The organism is Enterovibrio gelatinilyticus, from assembly GCF_028683095.1.
Lineage (GTDB): Bacteria > Pseudomonadota > Gammaproteobacteria > Enterobacterales > Vibrionaceae > Enterovibrio > Enterovibrio gelatinilyticus.
Genome location: NZ_JAJUBC010000035.1, coordinates 1 through 19,381, shown reverse-complemented (window position 1 = coordinate 19,381; position 19,381 = coordinate 1). Strand labels below are relative to the sequence as shown.

The 19,381-nt window shown below is 48.1% G+C and carries 16 protein-coding genes; 4 read left to right on the top strand and 12 right to left on the bottom strand.

Going from position 1 to position 19,381, the window contains the following annotated elements; genetic code table 11:
- Positions 1-117: 117 nt before the first annotated feature.
- The 7 genes from LRP50_RS21985 to aspA all read right to left on the bottom strand — a co-directional run bounded on the left by LRP50_RS21985 (position 118) and on the right by aspA (position 8,877).
- Positions 118-1,845, bottom strand: coding sequence for a sodium:solute symporter family protein (locus LRP50_RS21985; RefSeq protein WP_274166577.1), 1,728 nt, complete (start codon positions 1,843-1,845; stop codon positions 118-120).
- Positions 1,846-1,856: 11 nt separating this feature from the next.
- Positions 1,857-2,129: a DUF4212 domain-containing protein gene (locus tag LRP50_RS21980; protein WP_028024502.1), complete on the bottom strand. Its 273-nt coding sequence runs from the start codon at positions 2,127-2,129 to the stop codon at positions 1,857-1,859.
- Positions 2,130-2,320: 191 nt separating this feature from the next.
- A complete protein-coding gene (locus LRP50_RS21975; RefSeq protein WP_274166576.1) occupies positions 2,321-2,953 on the bottom strand; it encodes a MarC family protein in 633 nt (210 codons plus the stop codon).
- A gap of 143 nt (positions 2,954-3,096) precedes the next feature.
- Positions 3,097-3,735: a response regulator transcription factor gene (locus LRP50_RS21970; RefSeq protein ID WP_274166575.1), complete on the bottom strand. Its 639-nt coding sequence runs from the start codon at positions 3,733-3,735 to the stop codon at positions 3,097-3,099.
- Positions 3,736-3,870: 135 nt separating this feature from the next.
- Positions 3,871-5,703, bottom strand: a complete 1,833-nt coding sequence (locus tag LRP50_RS21965) for a protein-disulfide reductase DsbD (RefSeq protein ID WP_420791247.1) — start codon at positions 5,701-5,703, stop codon at positions 3,871-3,873.
- A gap of 201 nt (positions 5,704-5,904) precedes the next feature.
- Positions 5,905-7,212, bottom strand: a complete 1,308-nt coding sequence (locus tag LRP50_RS21960; protein ID WP_274166573.1) for an anaerobic C4-dicarboxylate transporter — start codon at positions 7,210-7,212, stop codon at positions 5,905-5,907.
- A 204-nt stretch (positions 7,213-7,416) separates the two neighbouring features.
- On the bottom strand, positions 7,417-8,877 hold the full coding sequence (gene aspA / locus LRP50_RS21955) for an aspartate ammonia-lyase (RefSeq protein WP_274166572.1): 1,461 nt from the start codon (positions 8,875-8,877) through the stop codon (positions 7,417-7,419).
- Between the two features lie 433 nt (positions 8,878-9,310).
- Between aspA and LRP50_RS21950 the strand changes: the two genes are divergently transcribed.
- Positions 9,311-9,820 carry an FxsA family protein gene (locus LRP50_RS21950; RefSeq protein ID WP_274166571.1) on the top strand — a complete coding sequence of 170 codons (510 nt, stop codon included), beginning with the start codon at positions 9,311-9,313 and terminating at the stop codon, positions 9,818-9,820.
- A gap of 126 nt (positions 9,821-9,946) precedes the next feature.
- Here LRP50_RS21950 and LRP50_RS21945 read toward each other — a convergent pair whose 3' ends face one another.
- The 4 genes from LRP50_RS21945 to LRP50_RS21930 are packed head-to-tail and all read right to left on the bottom strand — an operon-like array spanning position 9,947 to position 14,699.
- Positions 9,947-11,902: an acetoacetate--CoA ligase gene (locus LRP50_RS21945; RefSeq protein ID WP_274166570.1), complete on the bottom strand. Its 1,956-nt coding sequence runs from the start codon at positions 11,900-11,902 to the stop codon at positions 9,947-9,949.
- An 8-nt stretch (positions 11,903-11,910) separates the two neighbouring features.
- Positions 11,911-12,531, bottom strand: a complete 621-nt coding sequence (gene maiA, locus LRP50_RS21940) for a maleylacetoacetate isomerase (RefSeq protein WP_274166569.1) — start codon at positions 12,529-12,531, stop codon at positions 11,911-11,913.
- A 13-nt stretch (positions 12,532-12,544) separates the two neighbouring features.
- Complete coding sequence (locus tag LRP50_RS21935; protein WP_274166568.1) at positions 12,545-13,543, bottom strand: fumarylacetoacetate hydrolase family protein; 999 nt, start codon at positions 13,541-13,543, stop codon at positions 12,545-12,547.
- Between the two features lie 19 nt (positions 13,544-13,562).
- Positions 13,563-14,699, bottom strand: a complete 1,137-nt coding sequence (locus tag LRP50_RS21930; protein WP_274166567.1) for a homogentisate 1,2-dioxygenase — start codon at positions 14,697-14,699, stop codon at positions 13,563-13,565.
- 143 nt (positions 14,700-14,842) lie between these two features.
- Between LRP50_RS21930 and LRP50_RS21925 the strand changes: the two genes are divergently transcribed.
- Complete coding sequence (locus tag LRP50_RS21925; protein WP_274166566.1) at positions 14,843-15,325, top strand: MarR family winged helix-turn-helix transcriptional regulator; 483 nt, start codon at positions 14,843-14,845, stop codon at positions 15,323-15,325.
- A gap of 13 nt (positions 15,326-15,338) precedes the next feature.
- Here LRP50_RS21925 and LRP50_RS21920 read toward each other — a convergent pair whose 3' ends face one another.
- Positions 15,339-16,706: an MATE family efflux transporter gene (locus LRP50_RS21920; RefSeq protein WP_274166565.1), complete on the bottom strand. Its 1,368-nt coding sequence runs from the start codon at positions 16,704-16,706 to the stop codon at positions 15,339-15,341.
- Between the two features lie 279 nt (positions 16,707-16,985).
- On the opposite strand from LRP50_RS21920, the gene LRP50_RS21915 reads away from it, so the two are divergent.
- Positions 16,986-17,276 (top strand): co-chaperone GroES, encoded by a 291-nt coding sequence (locus LRP50_RS21915; protein ID WP_002541974.1) that lies wholly within the window; start codon positions 16,986-16,988, stop codon positions 17,274-17,276.
- 44 nt (positions 17,277-17,320) lie between these two features.
- Positions 17,321-18,958 carry a chaperonin GroEL gene (gene groL, locus LRP50_RS21910; protein WP_028024515.1) on the top strand — a complete coding sequence of 546 codons (1,638 nt, stop codon included), beginning with the start codon at positions 17,321-17,323 and terminating at the stop codon, positions 18,956-18,958.
- The last annotated feature ends 423 nt before the right edge of the window (positions 18,959-19,381 follow it).

Below are 19,381 nucleotides of genomic sequence, written 5' to 3'. Positions count from 1 at the left end.
CTAAACATACCTTAAAAAAAGCCCCATTAAGGGGCTTTTTAGCGGTAACGTGATGCTTATACCCTTCTTTTTAGAAGCGAGTCGCTTCCTACGCTGCGAGCAGCGAGACAAAGAGGATTAGTGTGACTGTGCATCGCCTGCGCCTGCAGGAATACGCACGTGTTCCACTAGGTCTTTCACGTGTTGTGGTGTTTCTGCTGTGACACGAGAAATTGCAATTGCTACTGCAAAGTTAACCATCGCACCGATTGCACCGAATGCGTTTGGCTCAATGCCGAAGAACCAGTTGCTGCCCCAGTCTTGTAGGTATTTCCAATCAGAAACAAACAAGATGCCTTTGTGTTGGAATACATAGAACAAGGTCACGCTGATACCCGCAATCATACCGGCGATAGCGCCTTCTTTGTTGATGGTCTTCGAGAAGATACCCATCATCAGAGCGGGGAAGATGGATGAGCCTGCCAGGCCGAAGGCGAGTGCCACCGTGCCTGCGGCAAATCCGGGCGGATTGAGCCCGAGGTACCCAGCAAAGGCGATGGCAAAGGCCATAGCTATCCGGCTCGCCATAAGCTCATTCTTCTCAGATATGCTCGGCATCAGAACCCCTTTCAAGAGGTCATGCGACACCGCAGAGGAGATGGCCAATAGTAGGCCCGCAGCCGTTGACAGTGCTGCCGCAAGACCGCCTGCCGCAACCAATGCAATGACCCAGTTAGGAAGTTGCGCGATCTCAGGGTTCGCCAGAACCATGATGTCTCGGTCAACTTTCAGCTCGTTAGTTGCAGCGCTTGAGGTGTAGTTGATTTCGCCGTCATTGTTCTTGTCATCAAAACCGAGTAGCCCTGTTTTTTCCCAGTTTTTGAACCAATCAGGACGCTCGTCATAGGCGAGGTGCTGACCTGGTGCAGGGTTAACAGTATCCATTAGATTCAAACGCGCCATTGCAGCAACAGCAGGTGCAGTGGTGTAAAGGATCGCAATGAAGAACAGTGCCCAACCCGCAGAGATACGTGCATCACGCACCTTAGGTACGGTGAAGAAGCGAATGATAACGTGTGGTAAGCCAGCTGTACCAATCATCAGTGACAGGGTGTAAACGAACATGTTAAGAGTGTCACCGCGTACCGATGTGGTGTATTCGCTAAAGCCGAGTTCGGACACCACCTGATCAAGCCGATCGAGCAGATAAGTATCTGTACCTGTCATGGTACTGCCTAAGCCAATTTGTGGCAGAGGGTGACCTGTCAGTTGTAGCGAAATAAAGATAGCTGGAATGGTGTATGCCAGAATAAGTACACAGTACTGAGCAATCTGGGTATAGGTAATCCCTTTCATACCACCGAAAACAGCGTACATGAATACGATAGCCATACCAATGTAAAGGCCTGTTTCGTAGTCCACTTCTAGGAAGCGACCAAACGCAACACCAACACCTTTCATTTGACCGATTACATAAGTGATAGACGCAATAATCAAACAGATAACGGCCACAATTCGGGCTGTGTTTGAGTAGAAACGCTCACCAATAAATTCTGGCACAGTAAACTTACCAAACTTACGTAGGTAAGGAGCGAGAAGCAGAGCCAACAACACGTAGCCGCCAGTCCAGCCCATCAAAAATACTGAGCCACCGTATCCCATGAAGCCGATCAGGCCAGCCATTGAAATAAACGATGCGGCTGACATCCAGTCCGCAGCGGTTGCCATGCCGTTTGCAACTGGGTTAACACCACCACCGGCAACGTAGAACTCTTTCGTTGAACCTGCACGTGCCCAAATTGCGATGCCGATATACAGCACAAACGTGAAACCTACGACAAGGTAAGTAACGGTTTTCAAATCCATGATACAGCTCCTTACTCGTCGTCTTCTACGCCAAACTCACGGTCGAGTTTGCGCATTTGAAAAGCGTAAATAAAAATGATTGCTAGGAAGGTGTAGATAGAACCTTGCTGTGCAAACCAAAAGCCCAATTTATAGCCGCCAATGCGAATTTGATTGAGCTCATCGACAAACAAGATGCCGCATCCAAATGACACCACGAACCAAACGACTAATAGGCCTGCCATTAGCCTGACATTTTTCTGCCAGTACGCTTGGGCGTTATCTCTTTTCTGTTCCTCAGACATCACCATCTCCTTAAGTGACGAGTTAACGGATTGTTACGCTTCGACAATAGCAGCCTAGGTATTAGGAAACACTGCAACTTTAGTCGAGGCGGAAATGACCGTAACTGCCTGTGAGATAGGGGTTTATGTGATATGAGACAAACCTTTGGTGTGTTAACGAGTTGTTAACTACGCCAAAGGTCTAATAGTCTTTAGGCTAAGGTGTAAAAGTCGAGGATGCCCTGTAGCAAATTGCTGGTTGCAACAGCTGCAAGGATTAAACCCATAACGCGGCTTATGATGGATGCACCGACATGACCGATGATTTTATGGATAAGATTGGCACTGAGCAGTAGCAACAATGTCGCTACCAATACAAGCAGCATAATACCCGCGGTCATGGCTTGTTCGACGAGGGCAAAGCGATGGTTATCAGTCAGCATGACAATCGCCATCATGGCGCCGGGCGAGGCGATAGAAGGCACGGCTAATGGGTAAACGGCAGTGGCAGATAGATCAGAGCGTGACAGGTTATCATCGCTCATTTTTGTTTCTTGATCGGGTTTGCTTTCACCAAATATCATGGTTAATGCAAACAGTAACAGCACTAAGCCGCCAGCCGCTTGAAAGGCCGGTAGCGGAATTTGCATTGCTTCGAGTAAAAACTGTCCGGCAATGAGAAAAAATAGCAAGATACACGCCGAGATAGTCACCGCTTTAATGGCGACAATACGACGTTGCTGTTTGGTCATGTGGCTGGTTTGAGATAGGTAAACAGGAACGGAGCCAATGGGGTCGATGACAGCCCAAAGGACGACAAATTGAGTGATCAGTGCAGTTAGCAAGAATGGCCTCCTAAACAGGTAGAGAAGGTCAAAAGATGGCTCGCGAGAACAGCGAACTGTGATAAGCAATGTTATCACATGGCGCTGACTGTGGGCTGAATGTAAGAGAAATAACGCGTAAAGCTTGAGTGCTTCGAGGAGAATTAGTGATCGGGAGTGCTTTGCTGCAGCAAGATCACCGCTTGAGTGCGGTTTTTGACCCCTAGTTTACGAAAAATAGCTGTCATGTGTGCTTTGATGGTCGCTTCGGACACATCCAATTCGTAGGCAATTTGTTTATTGAGCAAACCATCAGACAACATACCCAGCACTTTGTATTGTTGCGGGGTCAGAGAGGCGACTTTTTCCATGATGGTTTCTTCGTCGCTATGTCCGCTAAAGTCGATACCTTCGGGGAAGCAAGGTTCCCCATCGAGTACATGATTGAGCGAGTTTATCAGCTCACGCATGTCGCTGGATTTAGGAATGAACCCAACTGCGCCATTGGCTTTCACTTGTCGAACAACACTGGCTTCTTCACTGGCTGAAACCACCACAATAGGAAGCTCGGGATATTGCACACGTAAATGGATCAGTCCTGACATGCCATTGGCACCGGGCATTTTCAAATCCAGCAGCAGCAAGTCAATGTCAGGTTCTTTTTCTAAGAGTGCTGACAAACTGTCGAGTGAATCGGCTTCCAGCAGATTGGCACCACTGATCGCCATATGCACTGATTGAAACAGTGCATTGCGAAACAAGGGATGATCGTCAGCGATGACAATGGTGTATTGAGCGTCCATAGCAATTTCATTAATACGTCTTTAACAAAAAAGTTAACACTCGGTATTAAATTGATCAATTTGCATAGGTGGGAATTAAGAGCTTGATCCCCCGTCATTGGCGGGCAATGTCGTCGGGATCAAGTTTGACTGCAATTAGTTCTGAGAATTAATCAGCTGATTTTGCGCGAGGTGAGAAAGAAAGGGAGCGGGTTTCATAAAGCCCGTTAGTCTCGCATCGGGCATTGGGGCGCCATTCTCATCCCAAAAATCTAGCGTAGGCAAACCGAGAACATTCAGCGACATGAGTAGCTTGATGTCTTGCGGACGATTTGCCGTAACATCGGCCTGCAGCAAGACAAAGTCCTGTAATTCCGGAGCGACGCTGGGGTCATGAAAGGTGTATTTTTCAAACTCTTTACAGGCTACGCACCAGTCTGCATAGAAATCGAGCATAACCGGTTTTCCTGCTCTTTTGGCTGCCGCCAATTCGCGATTGAGATCTTCCGTTGTCGTTATCTTGATGAATTCCACAGAAGGTATAGCGGCTTTTACGCTGGGTGTGAGTAGCGCGTTATATGTGTAGGCAGCGCCGCCACTTAATCCAAGAATCGCCATGATCCCTAGAGCACTCGCCAGTTTGCCCGGTTGAAGCGTGCGACTAATGTGATAAAGCCAACTTAGAGACACCAATAACCACAACGCCCACAACCATACGCTGATGTGTTCTGGTAACAAGCGCTCCAACAGGAAGATTGGGGCTGCGAGTAACACTAGCCCAAAGAAGGTTTTCACGCGATCCATCCATGCTCCGGCTTTTGGCAGTAATTTGTTGCCAAACATGGCGGCGATAATCAGTGGAATCCCCATGCCTAACGCCAGTGCGTATAGCGTTACTGCTCCTGTGAGTAAATCGCCACTTTGTGCTACATACAACAACGCGCCAGAGAGAGGTGCTGTAGTACAAGGTGAGCAGATCAGCCCTGAAATGGCTCCCATCGCAAATACACCGGCGCTGCTGCCACCCTGCTGATGATTACTCATCTCACTGAGTTTGGTTTGAATACTGGCAGGAAGTTGCAAGTTAAACACGCCGAACATCGACAGTGCCAATAACACGAATAAGCTGCTTAACCCCATGAGCACATAGGGATGTTGGAATGCCGCTTGAAACTGCAAGCCAGCTGATGCGACGACAAGGCCTAAAAGGGTGTATGTCAACGCCATGCCTTGCACGTAGAGCATAGAGAGCTTGAACGTTTGCCTGTGTGTTTTCTTGCCACCGCCGAGCACAATGCCAGTCAAGATTGGGTACATAGGTAACACACAAGGGGTGAAAGCCAAGCCAATGCCTAGCCCTAAGAACAACAATGGTTGCCACCAATTGTCCGCTAAGCTGCTGACGTCGGTATTTGAATTTGATGAGGCGGTTTGAGCCGCTACCGTTGTAGGCAAAGTAGAGCTTGAGTTTTGTGTATTCGTCATATCAAGGGTTGTGGTTTTATTACCACTGCCACTCACGGCACTTAACGGGACAGATATTGTCTCTGGTGGGTAGCAAAAACCTGCGTCCGCACACCCTTGATAGGTCACTTTTAGTGAGCTGTTGTCAGTCGCGTGAACAATCGGCACGGTCACGGTGAGAGGCTTTTTGAAGATAAAGACTTCGCCAAAAAACTCATCGTTGTGAGGTAGGCCTTGGCGCATGGTGAGGGCGCCGATTTTTGCATCTTCACTGGCATTGACCTCTATTTTATCTTGATAGAGGTAATACCCAGGCGTGACTTGCCAATCAAGATAAACGCGATCGCCTTGCTGCGTGAAATTGAATGGAAACGCTTGATCAGCCGGCACAAATTTGGGGGCACTGTCCATCGAAGGAACAGGTGAATTAAACAGAGAAAATTCTGCATGCGCTGGAAATACGCTGATCAGCGTAAAGGCAAAAAGGGCGAAAAATCGTGAGCCTATCTTTGACATGGCCTTCATTAGCAACCGTTATTCCTAAAAGAGAAAAGAACTATATCATTGAGACCGGAAAAGCCCGAATTCGTTTCAGAAAGTGCCTGTTAATTTTAATCGATGGTGGGCGGTATAGAACGATAGGATGTGCTGCTATAGATAGGTTGTGGCGAGATATTTAAACGTAAAAAAAGGCTCCGAAGAGCCCTTTTCTGATAGCTCCTAGAGCTACAACACGATCCCGCCAACGATAAAGCCTAGCGCGACGGAGGTCGTGATAGTCACCACGCCTGGAATGAAGAACGGGTGGTTGAAGACAAGGTTTCCGATACGCGTGGACCCTGTGTCATCCATTTCCACAGCAGCGAGTAAGGTTGGATACGTTGGCAATACAAACAGTGCTGAAACCGCCGCAAACGAGGCAATCGCAGTCAGTGGCGCAACACCAATCGCTAAAGCGGCAGGCATCAGTGCAACCGTGGTTGCGCCTTGTGAGTAGAGCAGCATTGAGGCAAAGAACAACACCAAAGCCAGCATCCACGGGTAGTCAGACAGCAGAGTGCCAGCCACTTCTTTGATGCCGTCAACGTGAGCGTTAACAAAGGTCGACCCTAACCAAGCCACACCCAGCACACACACACAGGCAGTCATGCCTGAGCGGAACGTTGGCGCAGCGGCAATTTTAGACGCGTCAATGCCCGTTGTGAGAACGATGAGTGATGCGGCAGCCAGCATGAATGTCATGATTGCTTCATTGCGGCCCAATGTTGGGTTTTCAATCAAGCCGATAGAGCCTGAGATTGCCGCCGCGTAAGCCACCACAAGAACGATGGCTGTCAGGAAGATGTAGGTCGCTTTTTTAGCTGTTGGCGCGATGACGCGTTTTTCCGTTCCTTGAAGCTTAATTTGGCCTTTCGATAAACGCTCTTGATACACAGGGTCGTCTTTTAATTCGCAGCCCATAAAGTTCGCCACGAAAGCCCCCGCCATACAGGCGATGAAAGTGGTTGGGATACAAATCGCCAGCAGAGTGAGATAACCAATGCCAAGTGGCTCAAGGATACCGGAGAAGAACACGACTGCTGCCGAAATTGGAGACGCTGTGATAGCGATTTGAGAGGCGACGACGGCAATAGAAAGTGGGCGAGATGGACGAATACCTTGCTCTTTGGCGACTTCGGCAATCACTGGCAATGTCGAAAACGCGGTATGACCCGTCCCCGCCATCAGTGTCATCAGGTAAGTCACAATCGGCGCATAGAAAGTAATTTTCTTTGGGTTTTTGCGAAGGAAGTTCTCAGCTTTCTCAACAAGCCAATCCATACCGCCAGCAACCTGCATGGCGGCAATTGCGGTGATAACTGACATAATGATCAGAATGACATCGATAGGAATGTAGCTTTGGCTGGTGGGCATTCCAAGAAACAATGACAGTGCGATAACGCCTGCGCCACCGGCTAAACCGATACCAATACCACCGATGCGGGCCCCTAAATAGATAAAGGCCAGAACGACGAATAACTCTACGGCTACCATAGGTAACTCCTACTTAAATAAAACAAAAAACAAAAAAACAAACGGAGTAGCTATCTTCGATGTCGCCCTTAACCATCATTTGAATGGATTTTGGTGGGGAATGTCATACGAGAAAAGCCGCTGCGTTTGTTTTCAGTGTCAGGCTGATGCTGGCGAGCGATTATAAAAAAGGGTACTCAATGTGAGTACCCTTTTTATCAATACTTAGTTATAGCGTTTCGCTTTGTATTGAGGGTGCATCAAGTTTTCGACAGAGAAGATATCGTCGAGTTGCTCTTCGGTCAGAAGTCCACGTTCAAGGACCACATCGCGAACATTCTTGCCGGTTTCAGCACAGATTTTACCGACGATGTCGCCTTCATGGTGACCGATGAACGGGTTCAAGTAGGTCACGATACCGATTGAGTTAAATACATAGCTCTCACAGATCTCTTTGTTTACCGTAATGCCTTTCACGCACTTCTCACCCAAGTTGATACATGCGTTAGACAGGATCTCAATCGATTCGAACAGCGCTTGACCAATCACAGGCTCCATCACATTCAATTGAAGCTGACCCGCTTCTGCTGCAAAGGTGATGGTGGTGTCGTTACCGATAACCTTAAAGCACACCTGATTCACCACTTCTGGGATAACTGGGTTCACTTTGGCTGGCATGATAGACGATCCAGCCTGCATTTCAGGAAGATTAATTTCATTTAATCCTGAACGAGGGCCAGAAGAGAGCAAACGTAGGTCGTTACAGATTTTCGATAGCTTCACTGCAAGACGTTTTAGCGCACTGTGAACCATCACATACGCGCCGCAGTCAGAGGTTGCTTCGATAAGGTCTTCTGCTGGAGTGCAGTTCAAACCTGTCACTTCAGCCAAACGCTGAACCGCCAGTTGTTGGTAGCCTGCCGCAGCGTTAAGGCCAGTACCAATCGCGGTTGCGCCAAGGTTAACTTCTAGCAGTAATTCAGCGGTGTATTTGAGGTTCTTCTCTTCTTCTTTTAGCAGTACGGCAAACGCGTGGAATTCTTGGCCTACTGTCATTGGCACGGCATCTTGAAGCTGGGTACGACCCATTTTCAGTACGTTCTTGTTCGCGTTGGCAATGCCTTCGAATTCACTTTGCAGGTAGCTGATGGAGTTCATTAGCGTCAGGATGCTGTTGTATACCGCCACACGGAATCCCGTTGGGTATGCACAGTTGGTGGATTGGCTTTTGTTTACGTGGTCGTTAGGGTTAACAACGTCGTAATCGCCTTTCTCTTTGCCCATGAGCTCCAGCGCTAGGTTGGCGATCACTTCGTTGGCGTTCATGTTAACGGAAGTGCCAGCGCCACCTTGGTAAACGTCAGACGGGAATTGATCCATGCACTTGCCAGTGTCCAAAATTAGGTCACAGGCTTTGATGATGTAGTCACCTACAACGGAAGGGATCACGCCAAGCTCTTTGTTTGCCATCGCAGCGGCTTTTTTGGTGAATACCATGCCGCGAACAAATTCAGGAACATCTGAAATGGTGGTGCGAGAAATATTGAAGTTTTCGATAGCGCGTAGAGTGTGAATACCATAGTACGCATCAAAAGGAACGTGACGCTCACCAAGTAAGTCTTCTTCAATGCGAGTAGCAAGATGCGGAGGGATCAGGTTGTTTGCGATATCAATCGTCTGTGACATAGTTTGGCCCTAAAAAGAAACTTATATTGGATAATAATTAGCCGCAAATTTCGCTGTAGAGTCCGTTCACCAGAGATTTTGGCTGGATGATGATGTGTTTTCATCCGGTTTATACTGTTGGATTTTACTCATCCTTTCCCGCAAAAACATGAGTCAGATCACCAATCAAAACGAAGTGATACGAATTGCACAGTTATGTGATCTAGATCTTCATTGAGTTTGTTTCTCATTGTTTTCCAACGCTATAGAAACGTATTGATACTGTTAACCTCTGTACGATATCGTGGTTGAACTTGATAATGAAAAGAACGCGACGACGAAATGGCGTGAGCGGCGTAAAGCCGAATGAATGGGTGATCTCAACATTCGAGGTTGTGCGGTGTTAGTATGGTCGTGAGCTTTATGACCCTTTGAACGAAAACGAGGTTCCAGCGTGTTTCCTATTTTGCTTTTGATGTTTATTGTCGTTCCTATTATTGAAATTGCTCTGTTCATTCAAGTCGGCGGCGTATTAGGGCTGTGGCCAACGGTTGCTTTGATTCTGTTGACCGCGATTGTGGGTGCGTCTTTAGTACGTAGTCAGGGGCTACAAACGCTGCTGACGGTCCAACAGCGAATGAACCAAGGCGAATTACCCGCGCAGCAGATTGTTGAAGGGGTGATGCTTGCTGTAGCAGGTGTATTGCTGCTTACTCCAGGATTTATGACGGATGCCATGGGCATGGCTGTCCTTTTACCGTGGCCGCGTGCGTGGTTAGCCAAACAATTTATGAGCCGCGTGAAGGTGGCGAGTTTCCAAAGTGGATTCCAGCAACAAGGTCCGTTTGGTCAAGGCCCATTTGGGGGGCATGACAATGGTTCCTCTCGTGACGGCTCTGGTAATGGCAGTACGTTTGAAGGTGAATATCAGCGAAAAAATGACGATAACGATCGCCTGAATTAGCCGTATTGAAAAAACGCCCGAACGGGTCAGTTGAACGGTGCGTTTAGAGACGACAAAGCCAACCTTTCGGTTGGCTTTGTGCTTTATTGACCGCAGCTAAATGCATTCACGCGGCGAGACAAGCGGTTATTCCTGTAACTCTGGTCTGTCTTTAAATTGAGCGAGAGACTCAGGGTTATCTAGGGCGCTGAGCTGTGCAACAGCGCGGCCATGAACGACGTCTCGTACTGCGAGTTCAGCGAGCTTACCTGACTTAGTGCGAGGAATGTCGGTAATGGCAACGATTTTGGCGGGTACATGCCTTGGTGTGCAGCTGGTTCGAATCGTAGAGCGAATTTTCCGTTCTAAGTTGTCACCCAAATCGACACCGGGTTTAAGCTTAACAAACAGCACCACACGTACGTCGTTTTGCCATTCTTGCCCAATCACCACAGAGTCGATGATTTCATCCAGTTGATTGACGTGTCGATAGATTTCAGCGGTTCCTATGCGCACGCCTCCCGGGTTTAAGATGGCATCTGAGCGGCCGAAGAACACCATGCCACCTTCTTTTGTCAGCTCGACGTAATCGCCGTGAAACCAGATGTCTTCAATTTTGTCCCAATAGGCTTTGTGGTAGCGTTCGCCGTTCGTGTCGTGCCAAAAGCCAACCGGTTGATTGGGAAAGCTGTTGCAACACACAAGCTCTCCTTTTTCCCCGCTAACGGGCTTGCCTTCGTTGTTGAACACTTCGACGTCTAAGCCAAGTCCACGCACCTGACTTTGACCTTGATATACGGGGGAGATAGGGCTTCCCAATACAAAGCACCCACAGATGTCTGTGCCGCCGGCAATGGAGCTTAGCTGCACATCTTTCTTAATGTCTTTGTAGACATAGTCAAATTGCTCCGGTGCCAACACCGAACCTGTTGAGCATAGGGCTTGAAGGCTAGTTAGTGAGTGCTCACGCATTGGTGAGTAGTGTTGTTTTTCTAGTGCTTCGAGGTATTTGGCGGACGTACCAAACAATGACACTTTTTGGGCGTCTGTGAGACGCCACAATACGCCAGCGTCCGGATAAAATGGTGACCCATCAAACAGCACCAGTGTTGCACCGCTGGCCAATGCGCTCGCTAGCCAGTTCCACATCATCCAACCACAGGTGGTGAAATAGAAGACGCGGTCGCCTGCTTTGACGTCAGAATGAAGTTGATGCTCTTTCAAGTGGTTGAGCAGCATGCCGCCCACACTATGAATAATGCATTTCGGTTTGCCTGTTGTGCCGGAGGAATACAGCACATAAAGCGGATCGTTAAAGCCAACGCGCGTGAAGGTGAGTGGTTCTGCTTGCTCTGCCAATATGGCACGCCAGCAGGTTTCGTCTTCATTGAGCGCAGTACCGCCAACATAAGGGATCACGACCATATGAGTGAGGTTGTCAACGCCAGCGCGTACTGATCGTGCCTTGTTGAGATTGTCGTGAGATTTACCGTTGTAGTGGTAAGCATCGGTGGTAAATAGCACCTTGGGTTGGGTTTGACCGAATCTATCTAGCACACTGTCTGTGCCAAAATCGGGAGAGGTGGATGTCCAAATTGCACCAAGTGATGAGGTGGCAAGCATGGCGACAACGGTTTCGGCGATATTGGGTAGATACCCAGCGACAACATCTCCTTTCTGAACATCGCAACGCTTTAAGTAGGCGGCGACGCAACTGACTTGTCGAACTAATTCAGCCCACGATACCGTGCTCGCTTTTTCATCCTCGCCGGAAAAGACAATGGCGTCTTTGTCTGGCATGTCTTTAACCCATTGCAGGAGATTCTCTGCAAAGTTGAGTTTTGCATCTGGAAACCAGCGGCTATTTTTATTCGGGTCGGTGTCGGGTTTATCAACGATGCGTTCGCCTTGAGCGCCTACTACTCCTGAAAACTGCCAAAGTGATTGCCAAAATGCTTCACTGTCTTTGATTGACCATGCGTACAGTTGGTCGTAATTGGTGAGGCTTAACCCGTACTGACCGTTTATCGTGTTGATAAAGTCTGTCAGGTTAGCGTTGGCAATTCGCTTTGTGCTGGGTTGCCAAAGAGGCTGATGTGGCATGCTTGCTCCTAAACATTATCTGGATGCGCCAGCTCAAAGGCAGGTAGGGCCAGGCAGCGCTGTTCTATTTCTTTTAGTGTTGGGTAAGGAGCCAGATCAAGATTAAATCGGCGGGCATTAAACAGCTGTGGGACGAGGCAAATATCAGCGAGTGTTGGGATATGATCACAGCAAAACGCGGTTTGCGTATTCTCTACTTTCTTTTCCACTGCACTGAATCCAACACGGAGCCAATGCAGATACCAATCTAGCTTTTCGTCCTCACTGTGCCCCATAGGGCCTGTTAGGTGTTTGAGTACCCGAAGGTTGTTCAATGGATGGATATCACAAGCAATGTCTAACGCGAGTGCACGGCATTTGGCTCGTGCTGCGTATGCCGCGGGCAACAAGGAGGGGGAAGGGTAGGCCTCTTCCAAATACTCTATGATTGCCAGCGATTGTGTCAGTGTTTGTCCGTTGTCGACCAAGGTTGGCACTAACCCGCTAGGATTGAGGGCTGTATAAGCATCACTTTTTTGGTCGCCATCGAGTAAAGACACACAATGGGACTGATACGTCAGCCCCTTAACATTGAGCGCGATACGAACACGGTAAGAGGCTGATGATTTTGGATAGTCATAGAGCTTCACTGCGTGTTCTTCCTCACTTTCCTTGTTCGGCTATCTGGTAGGGGACAACCGTTTGTTCAATCCGTCCGAAGATTGAACGACCTTCCTTGTCATGCATCTCGATACTGACCTTATCACCATAGAGCAGAAACGGTGTTTTGGGTGCTCCAAGATCCAGAATTTCCAACATTCGTCTCTCTGCAATGCAACATGATCCTTTTGAACGATCAAGATTCGATACGGTGCCAGAACCAATGATCGTTCCTGCGCTCAACGGTCTGCTTTTGGCGGCATGCGCAATCAGTTCGGAAAAATCGAACGTCATGTCGACACCTGCGTTTGGTGCACCAAAAGTATCCCCATTGAGTTGGACGTGTAATGGCAAGTGAACTTTGCTGCTTTGCCAACTATCACCTAATTCATCGGGTGTGACGGCAACGGGGGAAAATGAAGATGCGGGTTTAGATTGAAAAAAGCCAAACCCTTTTGCAAGCTCGCCAGGAATAAGGTTTCTTAATGATACATCGTTGACCAGCATCAGCAGTTTGATATGTGTTGATGCGTCGGAGACAGAGGCTGCCATCGGGGTATCGTCAGTGATAACGGCGACTTCTGCTTCAAAATCACAGCCCCAGCTTTCATCACACAACTCGATGTTTTCGCATGGTCCAATAAATTTATCGGACATGCCTTGGTACATCAAAGGATCGGTCCAGAAGCTTTCTGGCATATCTGCGCCACGCGCTTTTCGCACTAGCTCAACATGGTTGACGTAAGCACTGCCATCAGCCCATTGATAGGCTCGGGGCAGCGGGGATGCACACTGGTTTGGATCGAAAACAAAACGCCCTGACACAGTGTTAGCATTTAGCGCGTCATATCGTGCCTGCAACAGGGGTGAAAGTGTTGCCCATTCATCGAGTGCATCTTGCAGCGTGAAGGCAATATCTGAGGCATCAACCGCTTGAGATAGATCGCGAGAGACAAGGATCAGTTTTCCGTCGCGGCGGTGTTTTAGGGAAGCCAGTTTCATCATCTATTCCTTTAGTTGTTTAACCGCGTGGCGGTGTTCGCCATGACTGAACGTAGTCGTCAATTTCGGTGTTTTTGGCGGCATCGCCCAAATCTAGTGGCATCCGGGTATCAATCATTACTGCCACTTCATCAGTTTCTGTTTTTGTTGCTTTTGCGCCAGCGGCAAAGGCTTTTGGATGTGGCCCATGAGGAAAGCCACATGGGTGATGGGTGATCATGCCGGGGTGAATGTTGTCTCGGCTGAAGAAGTTACCCTTGTGATAGAAGATCACTTCATCGTAGTCGTCGTTGTTGTGATAAAAGGGCACCTTTAGTGCGCCGGGGTCGGATTCAATGGGGCGGGGGACAAAGGTACAAATGACAAAGCCGTTGGCAACAAAGGTGGTATGGGCTGACGGCGGTAAGTGATAGCGATGGCTCATGAGTGGGCGAATATCCCGCCAATTTAGTCGAAGCACGGTGAGTTCACCTTTCCACCCTACGACATCAAGTGGGTTGAAAGGATAGGTGATGCGGTTCATTGCTTCGCGAGACTTGAGATAAACCTGCCAAGGTTTAACGTCTTGCTGCTGTGTGAGAAAGGCGTCATCGATCTTCGGGTATTCAAGCATTGCAGGATCGAATACTGCGTGATCGCCGACGATTCCGCGCTCCGCGGTCATGTAAGAGCCGTGGGTTGCTTCTATCATCAACATGGTCACAGGAGAATCAGGTTCTATGCGCCAATTGGTAGATCGAGGAATGATCAGGTAGTCCCCATCCCCAAAGCTTAGGTGGCCATAATCGCAATACAGTGAGCCTGACCCCTCATGAATAAAGAGGCAGTCATCACCGTCCCCATTTCTGACGAGATATTCCATTGATGACGTGCAACGCCAAATACGCACTTTAACGTTGGCATTGGACAGCAGCAGAGGTGCTGCTAGCGGGTTATCACCAACGTCTTCTACGTTATTGGTGTCAAAGGCATGAGGGCGAAGTTCGCCTTCCCATTCCGTCCACCCCGTAGGCGCATGCTGGTGATACATGTGCGTGGCTGGGCCGAAAAAACCCTCTTTTCCACACTCTCTTTCAAATGTTCCTTCGGGCAGGTCGCAGTGCGCCTGCCTTGAGGTATTGCCTTCGTTGATGGGGAATGAAAACCACTTTCTCATCGTTCCTCCTCAGCACTTTAACGGTTCGATATTGGAATATAGTTTCATTTGAAACTATATTAGCGTAGTGCGGGATTGGGAAGTTTGCCAAATGGAATGGCAGTTTTTATATATCAATGGAGAGATTGTGTTGGTGGACAGTGATGGATAAAGAGATGTTAGAAGCAGATCCGTTTCAGCTGGATGACTTTTTACCTTATAAATTGGTTAAGACCGCGGCACATGTGGCAGATTCACTGGCGCATATTTATGAACGGGAATTTGGTCTTAGCCGAGCGCAGTGGCGGATATTGGCTTCGCTGGGGGCAAGGGAAGGGATTAAAGCCAAAGAGCTCGCAGAAGAGACAAGTTTGGATAAGGTCAGGGTATCGCGAACGTTAGTAGAGATGGAGCAAAAAGGCTGGGTGAGTAAAGAACGAGATGCCAAGGATCAACGTGCGGCGTTTTTACATCTGACTGATAAAGGTAAACAGCTATATGTTGAAATTCTTCCCAAGGCGCGAGCATGGGAGAAAGGGTTAATGTCTGGGATCGAATGGCAAGAATACCAATCTTTTTTAAAGACACTGGACGCTTTATTGGAGAAAGCGGGTGGCGATCCTCGTCGCACGATTAGAGAGCCTTGAGTTTTTGCGGCATTTAATGAGTCTCGGACGACGAGGTATGCGCCATATCGGTCATGCTGCGCCGTCTTAATTGCAAGGCCATGATGTAGGCGACAATTCCTGCAATGCCATTGGCAACAGCGATGCCAATGAACATGCCTTCTGTGCCATCAATCATGCTGCCAAACCATGCCATAGGCAAAAGCAGCACAAATAACCGAACCAAGTTCATCGCAAATGCCAACATTGGCTTTTTCATCGCATTCAATGCACTGACTAGCATCATCATGACACCTTGCATGCCATAACTCACTGGCACAACAATCAGGTAGTGCCATAGCTTGTTCTGTACAGCAGGCTCTTGACTGAATATCGCAGCGATGGGGGAGCTGAGCGGCACCATGGCGATAAATACAATGAACTGAAACAACACGGAAAAACGCATGGCTCGAAATAATGCGTCGAAGGCGCGAGACGAATGGTTCGCCCCAAAGTTCTGTGCCATTAATGGGGTGAGTGACGAAGTCAGTGCCATCATAACGATAAGCAGCAAGGACTCTACACGCTGTGCCGCGCCGTATGCTGCGACTGCTGCTGTGCCTTGAGCAGCAAGTAGTGCCATTAGAATAGCGCCAGACAGTGGATTCAATGCATTTGATAGTGCAGCAGGTGTGCCAATGGCGAGGATATCTTTCCAATCTTGAAGTAGATAGCGAGTTGATGGGGGCGCCAGCAACTTTTCCCTCTTTATTAGCACATACAAAGAGCAAAGCAAGGCGCCAGCCCAACTAATCCCACTGGCAATCGCCGCACCTTGAACACCGAGTTCGGGGAATGGGCCCAATCCGAAGATTAATAGTGGATCAAGCAGGCCATTGATAAGGCCTGCCAGAATCATGATCTTGGCAGGCGTTCTGGTGTCTCCTGTGGCGCGAATGGCTGAATTCCCTGCCATGGGTATCACCAGTAATGGAATCGTCAGATACCAGACGTTCATATATTCATGGATGAGGGGGAGTAGGCTCTGGTGTGCGCCGAGCAGTCGAAACAGTGGGTCGATAGTCAAAAGGCCTATCGCGCTCGCGCAGATAACTAACAGTACCGCCAGTATCAAACCGTGGCCTGATATCCTCGCTGCGTCATTCATTGCTCGTTTACCCAATGAACGTGCAATGCACGTCGACAGCCCGACACCAATTCCCATGGTGATGCAGTTTACGGCAAATGTAATCGGAAACGTAAAGCTGACTGCCGCCAAGGCGTCGGTACCCAACAAGGATATAAAGAAGGTATCAACAAGGCTAAATGCCAGAATCGCGACAAGGCCAAATACCATTGGGATAGTCATGTTCTTTAGCACTTGGTCGATGGGGGCAGTTAATAGGCCGTGTTTATCCTTCATACCACTCTCGGATTGTTGTTTTCTTCAAAGAGATTGAAGAAAGCGGGAATATTGAAATTGCTGGATGCCCCATCGTTATCGTTAAAGGCAGGGCTACCCTAATAGATAGAATGTGATGCCGCAAAAGATATTCGGCAAAAAAACGGAAAAAAGTTGCAAGATCCCCCTTGGGATTGAGATAACCCATCCCCACTTAAGAGGTACTTTGGAAACAACAGACGCTGTGGTTTCCTCATTTATTTCCCCTATGGATCACTACATTAATTCAGGAGACGACCAATGAACATTCGTCCACTACATGACCGAGTAATCGTTGAACGCCAAGAAGTTGAATCAAAATCTGCTGGTGGCATTGTTTTAACTGGTTCAGCTGCTGAGAAATCAACTCGCGGTGTTGTGCTAGCAGTAGGCAAAGGCCGTATCCTTGAAAACGGCAATGTTCAGCCTTTGGACGTTAAAGTTGGCGACACTGTTATCTTCTCTGAAGGTTACGGCACCAAAACTGAAAAAATTGATGGTAAAGAAGTCCTGATCCTGTCTGAAAACGACATCATGGCTATCGTTGAGTAATTACTATTTCACTGAAGAAACAGATTTTATAAAGGAAGAGAGAAATGGCAGCTAAAGACGTTAAATTTGGCAATGATGCTCGTACAAAAATGCTGGAAGGCGTAAACGTTCTAGCAAACGCAGTAAAAGTGACCCTTGGCCCTAAAGGTCGTAACGTAGTTCTGGACAAATCGTTCGGCGCTCCGGTTATCACTAAAGATGGTGTATCTGTTGCGCGTGAAATTGAACTGGAAGACAAATTCCAGAACATGGGCGCACAAATGGTTAAAGAAGTTGCATCTCAAGCTAACGATGCAGCAGGCGACGGTACAACCACTGCGACTGTTCTTGCTCAAGCTATCATTGCAGAAGGCCTGAAAGCTGTTGCTGCGGGTATGAACCCAATGGATCTTAAGCGCGGTATCGACAAAGCAGTTATTGCTGCTGTTGAAGAACTGAAAGCGTTGTCTGTTCCATGTGCAGATACTAAAGCTATCGCCCAAGTAGGTACTATCTCAGCTAACTCTGATGAGACTGTCGGTACTTTGATTGCTGAAGCGATGGAAAAAGTTGGCCGTGACGGTGTTATCACTGTTGAAGAAGGTCAATCACTACAAGATGAACTTGATGTCGTTGAAGGTATGCAGTTTGACCGCGGTTACCTGTCTCCTTACTTCATCAACAACCAAGAGTCGGGTTCTGTTGATCTAGATAGCCCGTTCATCCTATTGGTTGATAAGAAAGTATCAAATATCCGTGAACTGCTACCGACTCTGGAAGCAGTTGCGAAATCTTCACGTCCTCTTCTTATCATTGCAGAAGACGTAGAAGGTGAAGCATTGGCAACTTTGGTTGTGAACAACATGCGCGGTATCGTGAAAGTGGCTGCTGTTAAAGCGCCAGGTTTCGGCGATCGTCGCAAAGCAATGCTGCAAGACATCGCGACACTAACTGCTGGTACTGTGATTTCTGAAGAAATCGGTATGGAACTAGAGAAAGTGACGCTAGAAGACTTAGGTCAAGCGAAGCGCATTACTATCACTAAAGAAACCACCACTATTATTGATGGTGCCGGTGATGAAGTGTCTATCCAAGGCCGCGTTTCTCAAATTCGTCAACAAATCGAAGATGCGACGTCTGACTACGACAAAGAGAAACTGCAAGAGCGCGTTGCGAAATTGGCAGGCGGCGTTGCAGTCATCAAAGTTGGCGCAGCAACTGAAGTTGAGATGAAAGAGAAGAAAGACCGCGTAGAAGATGCACTGCACGCAACACGTGCTGCTGTAGAAGAAGGCGTGGTTGCTGGTGGTGGTGTTGCACTTATCCGCGCAGCAAGCAAAGTTGTTGACCTTCAAGGTGACAATGAAGAACAAAACGTAGGTATCCGTGTAGCACTTCGTGCAATGGAAGCGCCTATTCGTCAAATCGCGCTGAACGCGGGTGATGAAGATTCTGTCGTTGCAAACAACGTTAAAGCTGGCGAAGGTAGCTTTGGTTACAACGCAGCAACTGGCGAATACGGCGACATGATTGATATGGGTATCTTGGATCCAACTAAAGTTACTCGTTCAGCACTGCAATTTGCAGCATCTGTAGCTGGCCTGATGATCACTACAGAAGCAATGGTGACTGAGCAGCCAAAACAAGATGGCCCAGCAATGCCTGACATGGGCGGCATGGGTGGCATGGGCGGAATGATGTAATCATCCGTTTCAGCTAGAAACATTAAAAGCCCGCGCAAGCGGGCTTTTTTCTATATAAAGAAAAGGTTATTGACCACTTTTTGAACGTAACCTCAAAGATCCGCATTTTTAGTAGATGGCCGATGTGGTTTGTCTTAGAAAATTTCCGTGCAGAACCCGCCAACTGTGCTTTACTCAATACTCTTTGTTCATAAACTCGTCAATAAAACGAAATCTTGATGTAGCAATGATCAAATTTCCAGATCTTGATCTACCAAGATTACAGTGATTATTGTGTATTTTTTGAACAAAAGTGGCGTTTTTGGGTGTTATATGAACATTTGACCACGAAAGTGTGATTTTTTTCATAAAACTACTTGCACGATTTTCTGAAGTCCCTATACTGCGCCCCATCGACACGGAACACGGCGAGTTAAGCCGGTA

Excerpts from the sequence above, each read along its gene's own strand:
- aspA (WP_274166572.1), bottom strand. The coding sequence starts at position 8,877 with ATGTCACAGACGATTGATATCGCAAACAACCTGATCCCTCCGCATCTT.
- LRP50_RS21985 (WP_274166577.1), bottom strand. The coding sequence starts at position 1,845 with ATGGATTTGAAAACCGTTACTTACCTTGTCGTAGGTTTCACGTTTGTG.
- LRP50_RS21935 (WP_274166568.1), bottom strand. The coding sequence starts at position 13,543 with ATGAAACTGGCTTCCCTAAAACACCGCCGCGACGGAAAACTGATCCTT.
- LRP50_RS21960 (WP_274166573.1), bottom strand. The coding sequence starts at position 7,212 with ATGGTAGCCGTAGAGTTATTCGTCGTTCTGGCCTTTATCTATTTAGGG.
- LRP50_RS21965 (WP_420791247.1), bottom strand. The coding sequence starts at position 5,703 with ATGAAGGCCATGTCAAAGATAGGCTCACGATTTTTCGCCCTTTTTGCC.
- groL (WP_028024515.1), top strand. The coding sequence starts at position 17,321 with ATGGCAGCTAAAGACGTTAAATTTGGCAATGATGCTCGTACAAAAATG.
- LRP50_RS21915 (WP_002541974.1), top strand. The coding sequence starts at position 16,986 with ATGAACATTCGTCCACTACATGACCGAGTAATCGTTGAACGCCAAGAA.
- LRP50_RS21980 (WP_028024502.1), bottom strand. The coding sequence starts at position 2,129 with ATGTCTGAGGAACAGAAAAGAGATAACGCCCAAGCGTACTGGCAGAAA.
- LRP50_RS21970 (WP_274166575.1), bottom strand. The coding sequence starts at position 3,735 with ATGGACGCTCAATACACCATTGTCATCGCTGACGATCATCCCTTGTTT.
- LRP50_RS21920 (WP_274166565.1), bottom strand. The coding sequence starts at position 16,706 with ATGAAGGATAAACACGGCCTATTAACTGCCCCCATCGACCAAGTGCTA.
- LRP50_RS21945 (WP_274166570.1), bottom strand. The coding sequence starts at position 11,902 with ATGCCACATCAGCCTCTTTGGCAACCCAGCACAAAGCGAATTGCCAAC.
- LRP50_RS21930 (WP_274166567.1), bottom strand. The coding sequence starts at position 14,699 with ATGAGAAAGTGGTTTTCATTCCCCATCAACGAAGGCAATACCTCAAGG.
- LRP50_RS21925 (WP_274166566.1), top strand. The coding sequence starts at position 14,843 with ATGGATAAAGAGATGTTAGAAGCAGATCCGTTTCAGCTGGATGACTTT.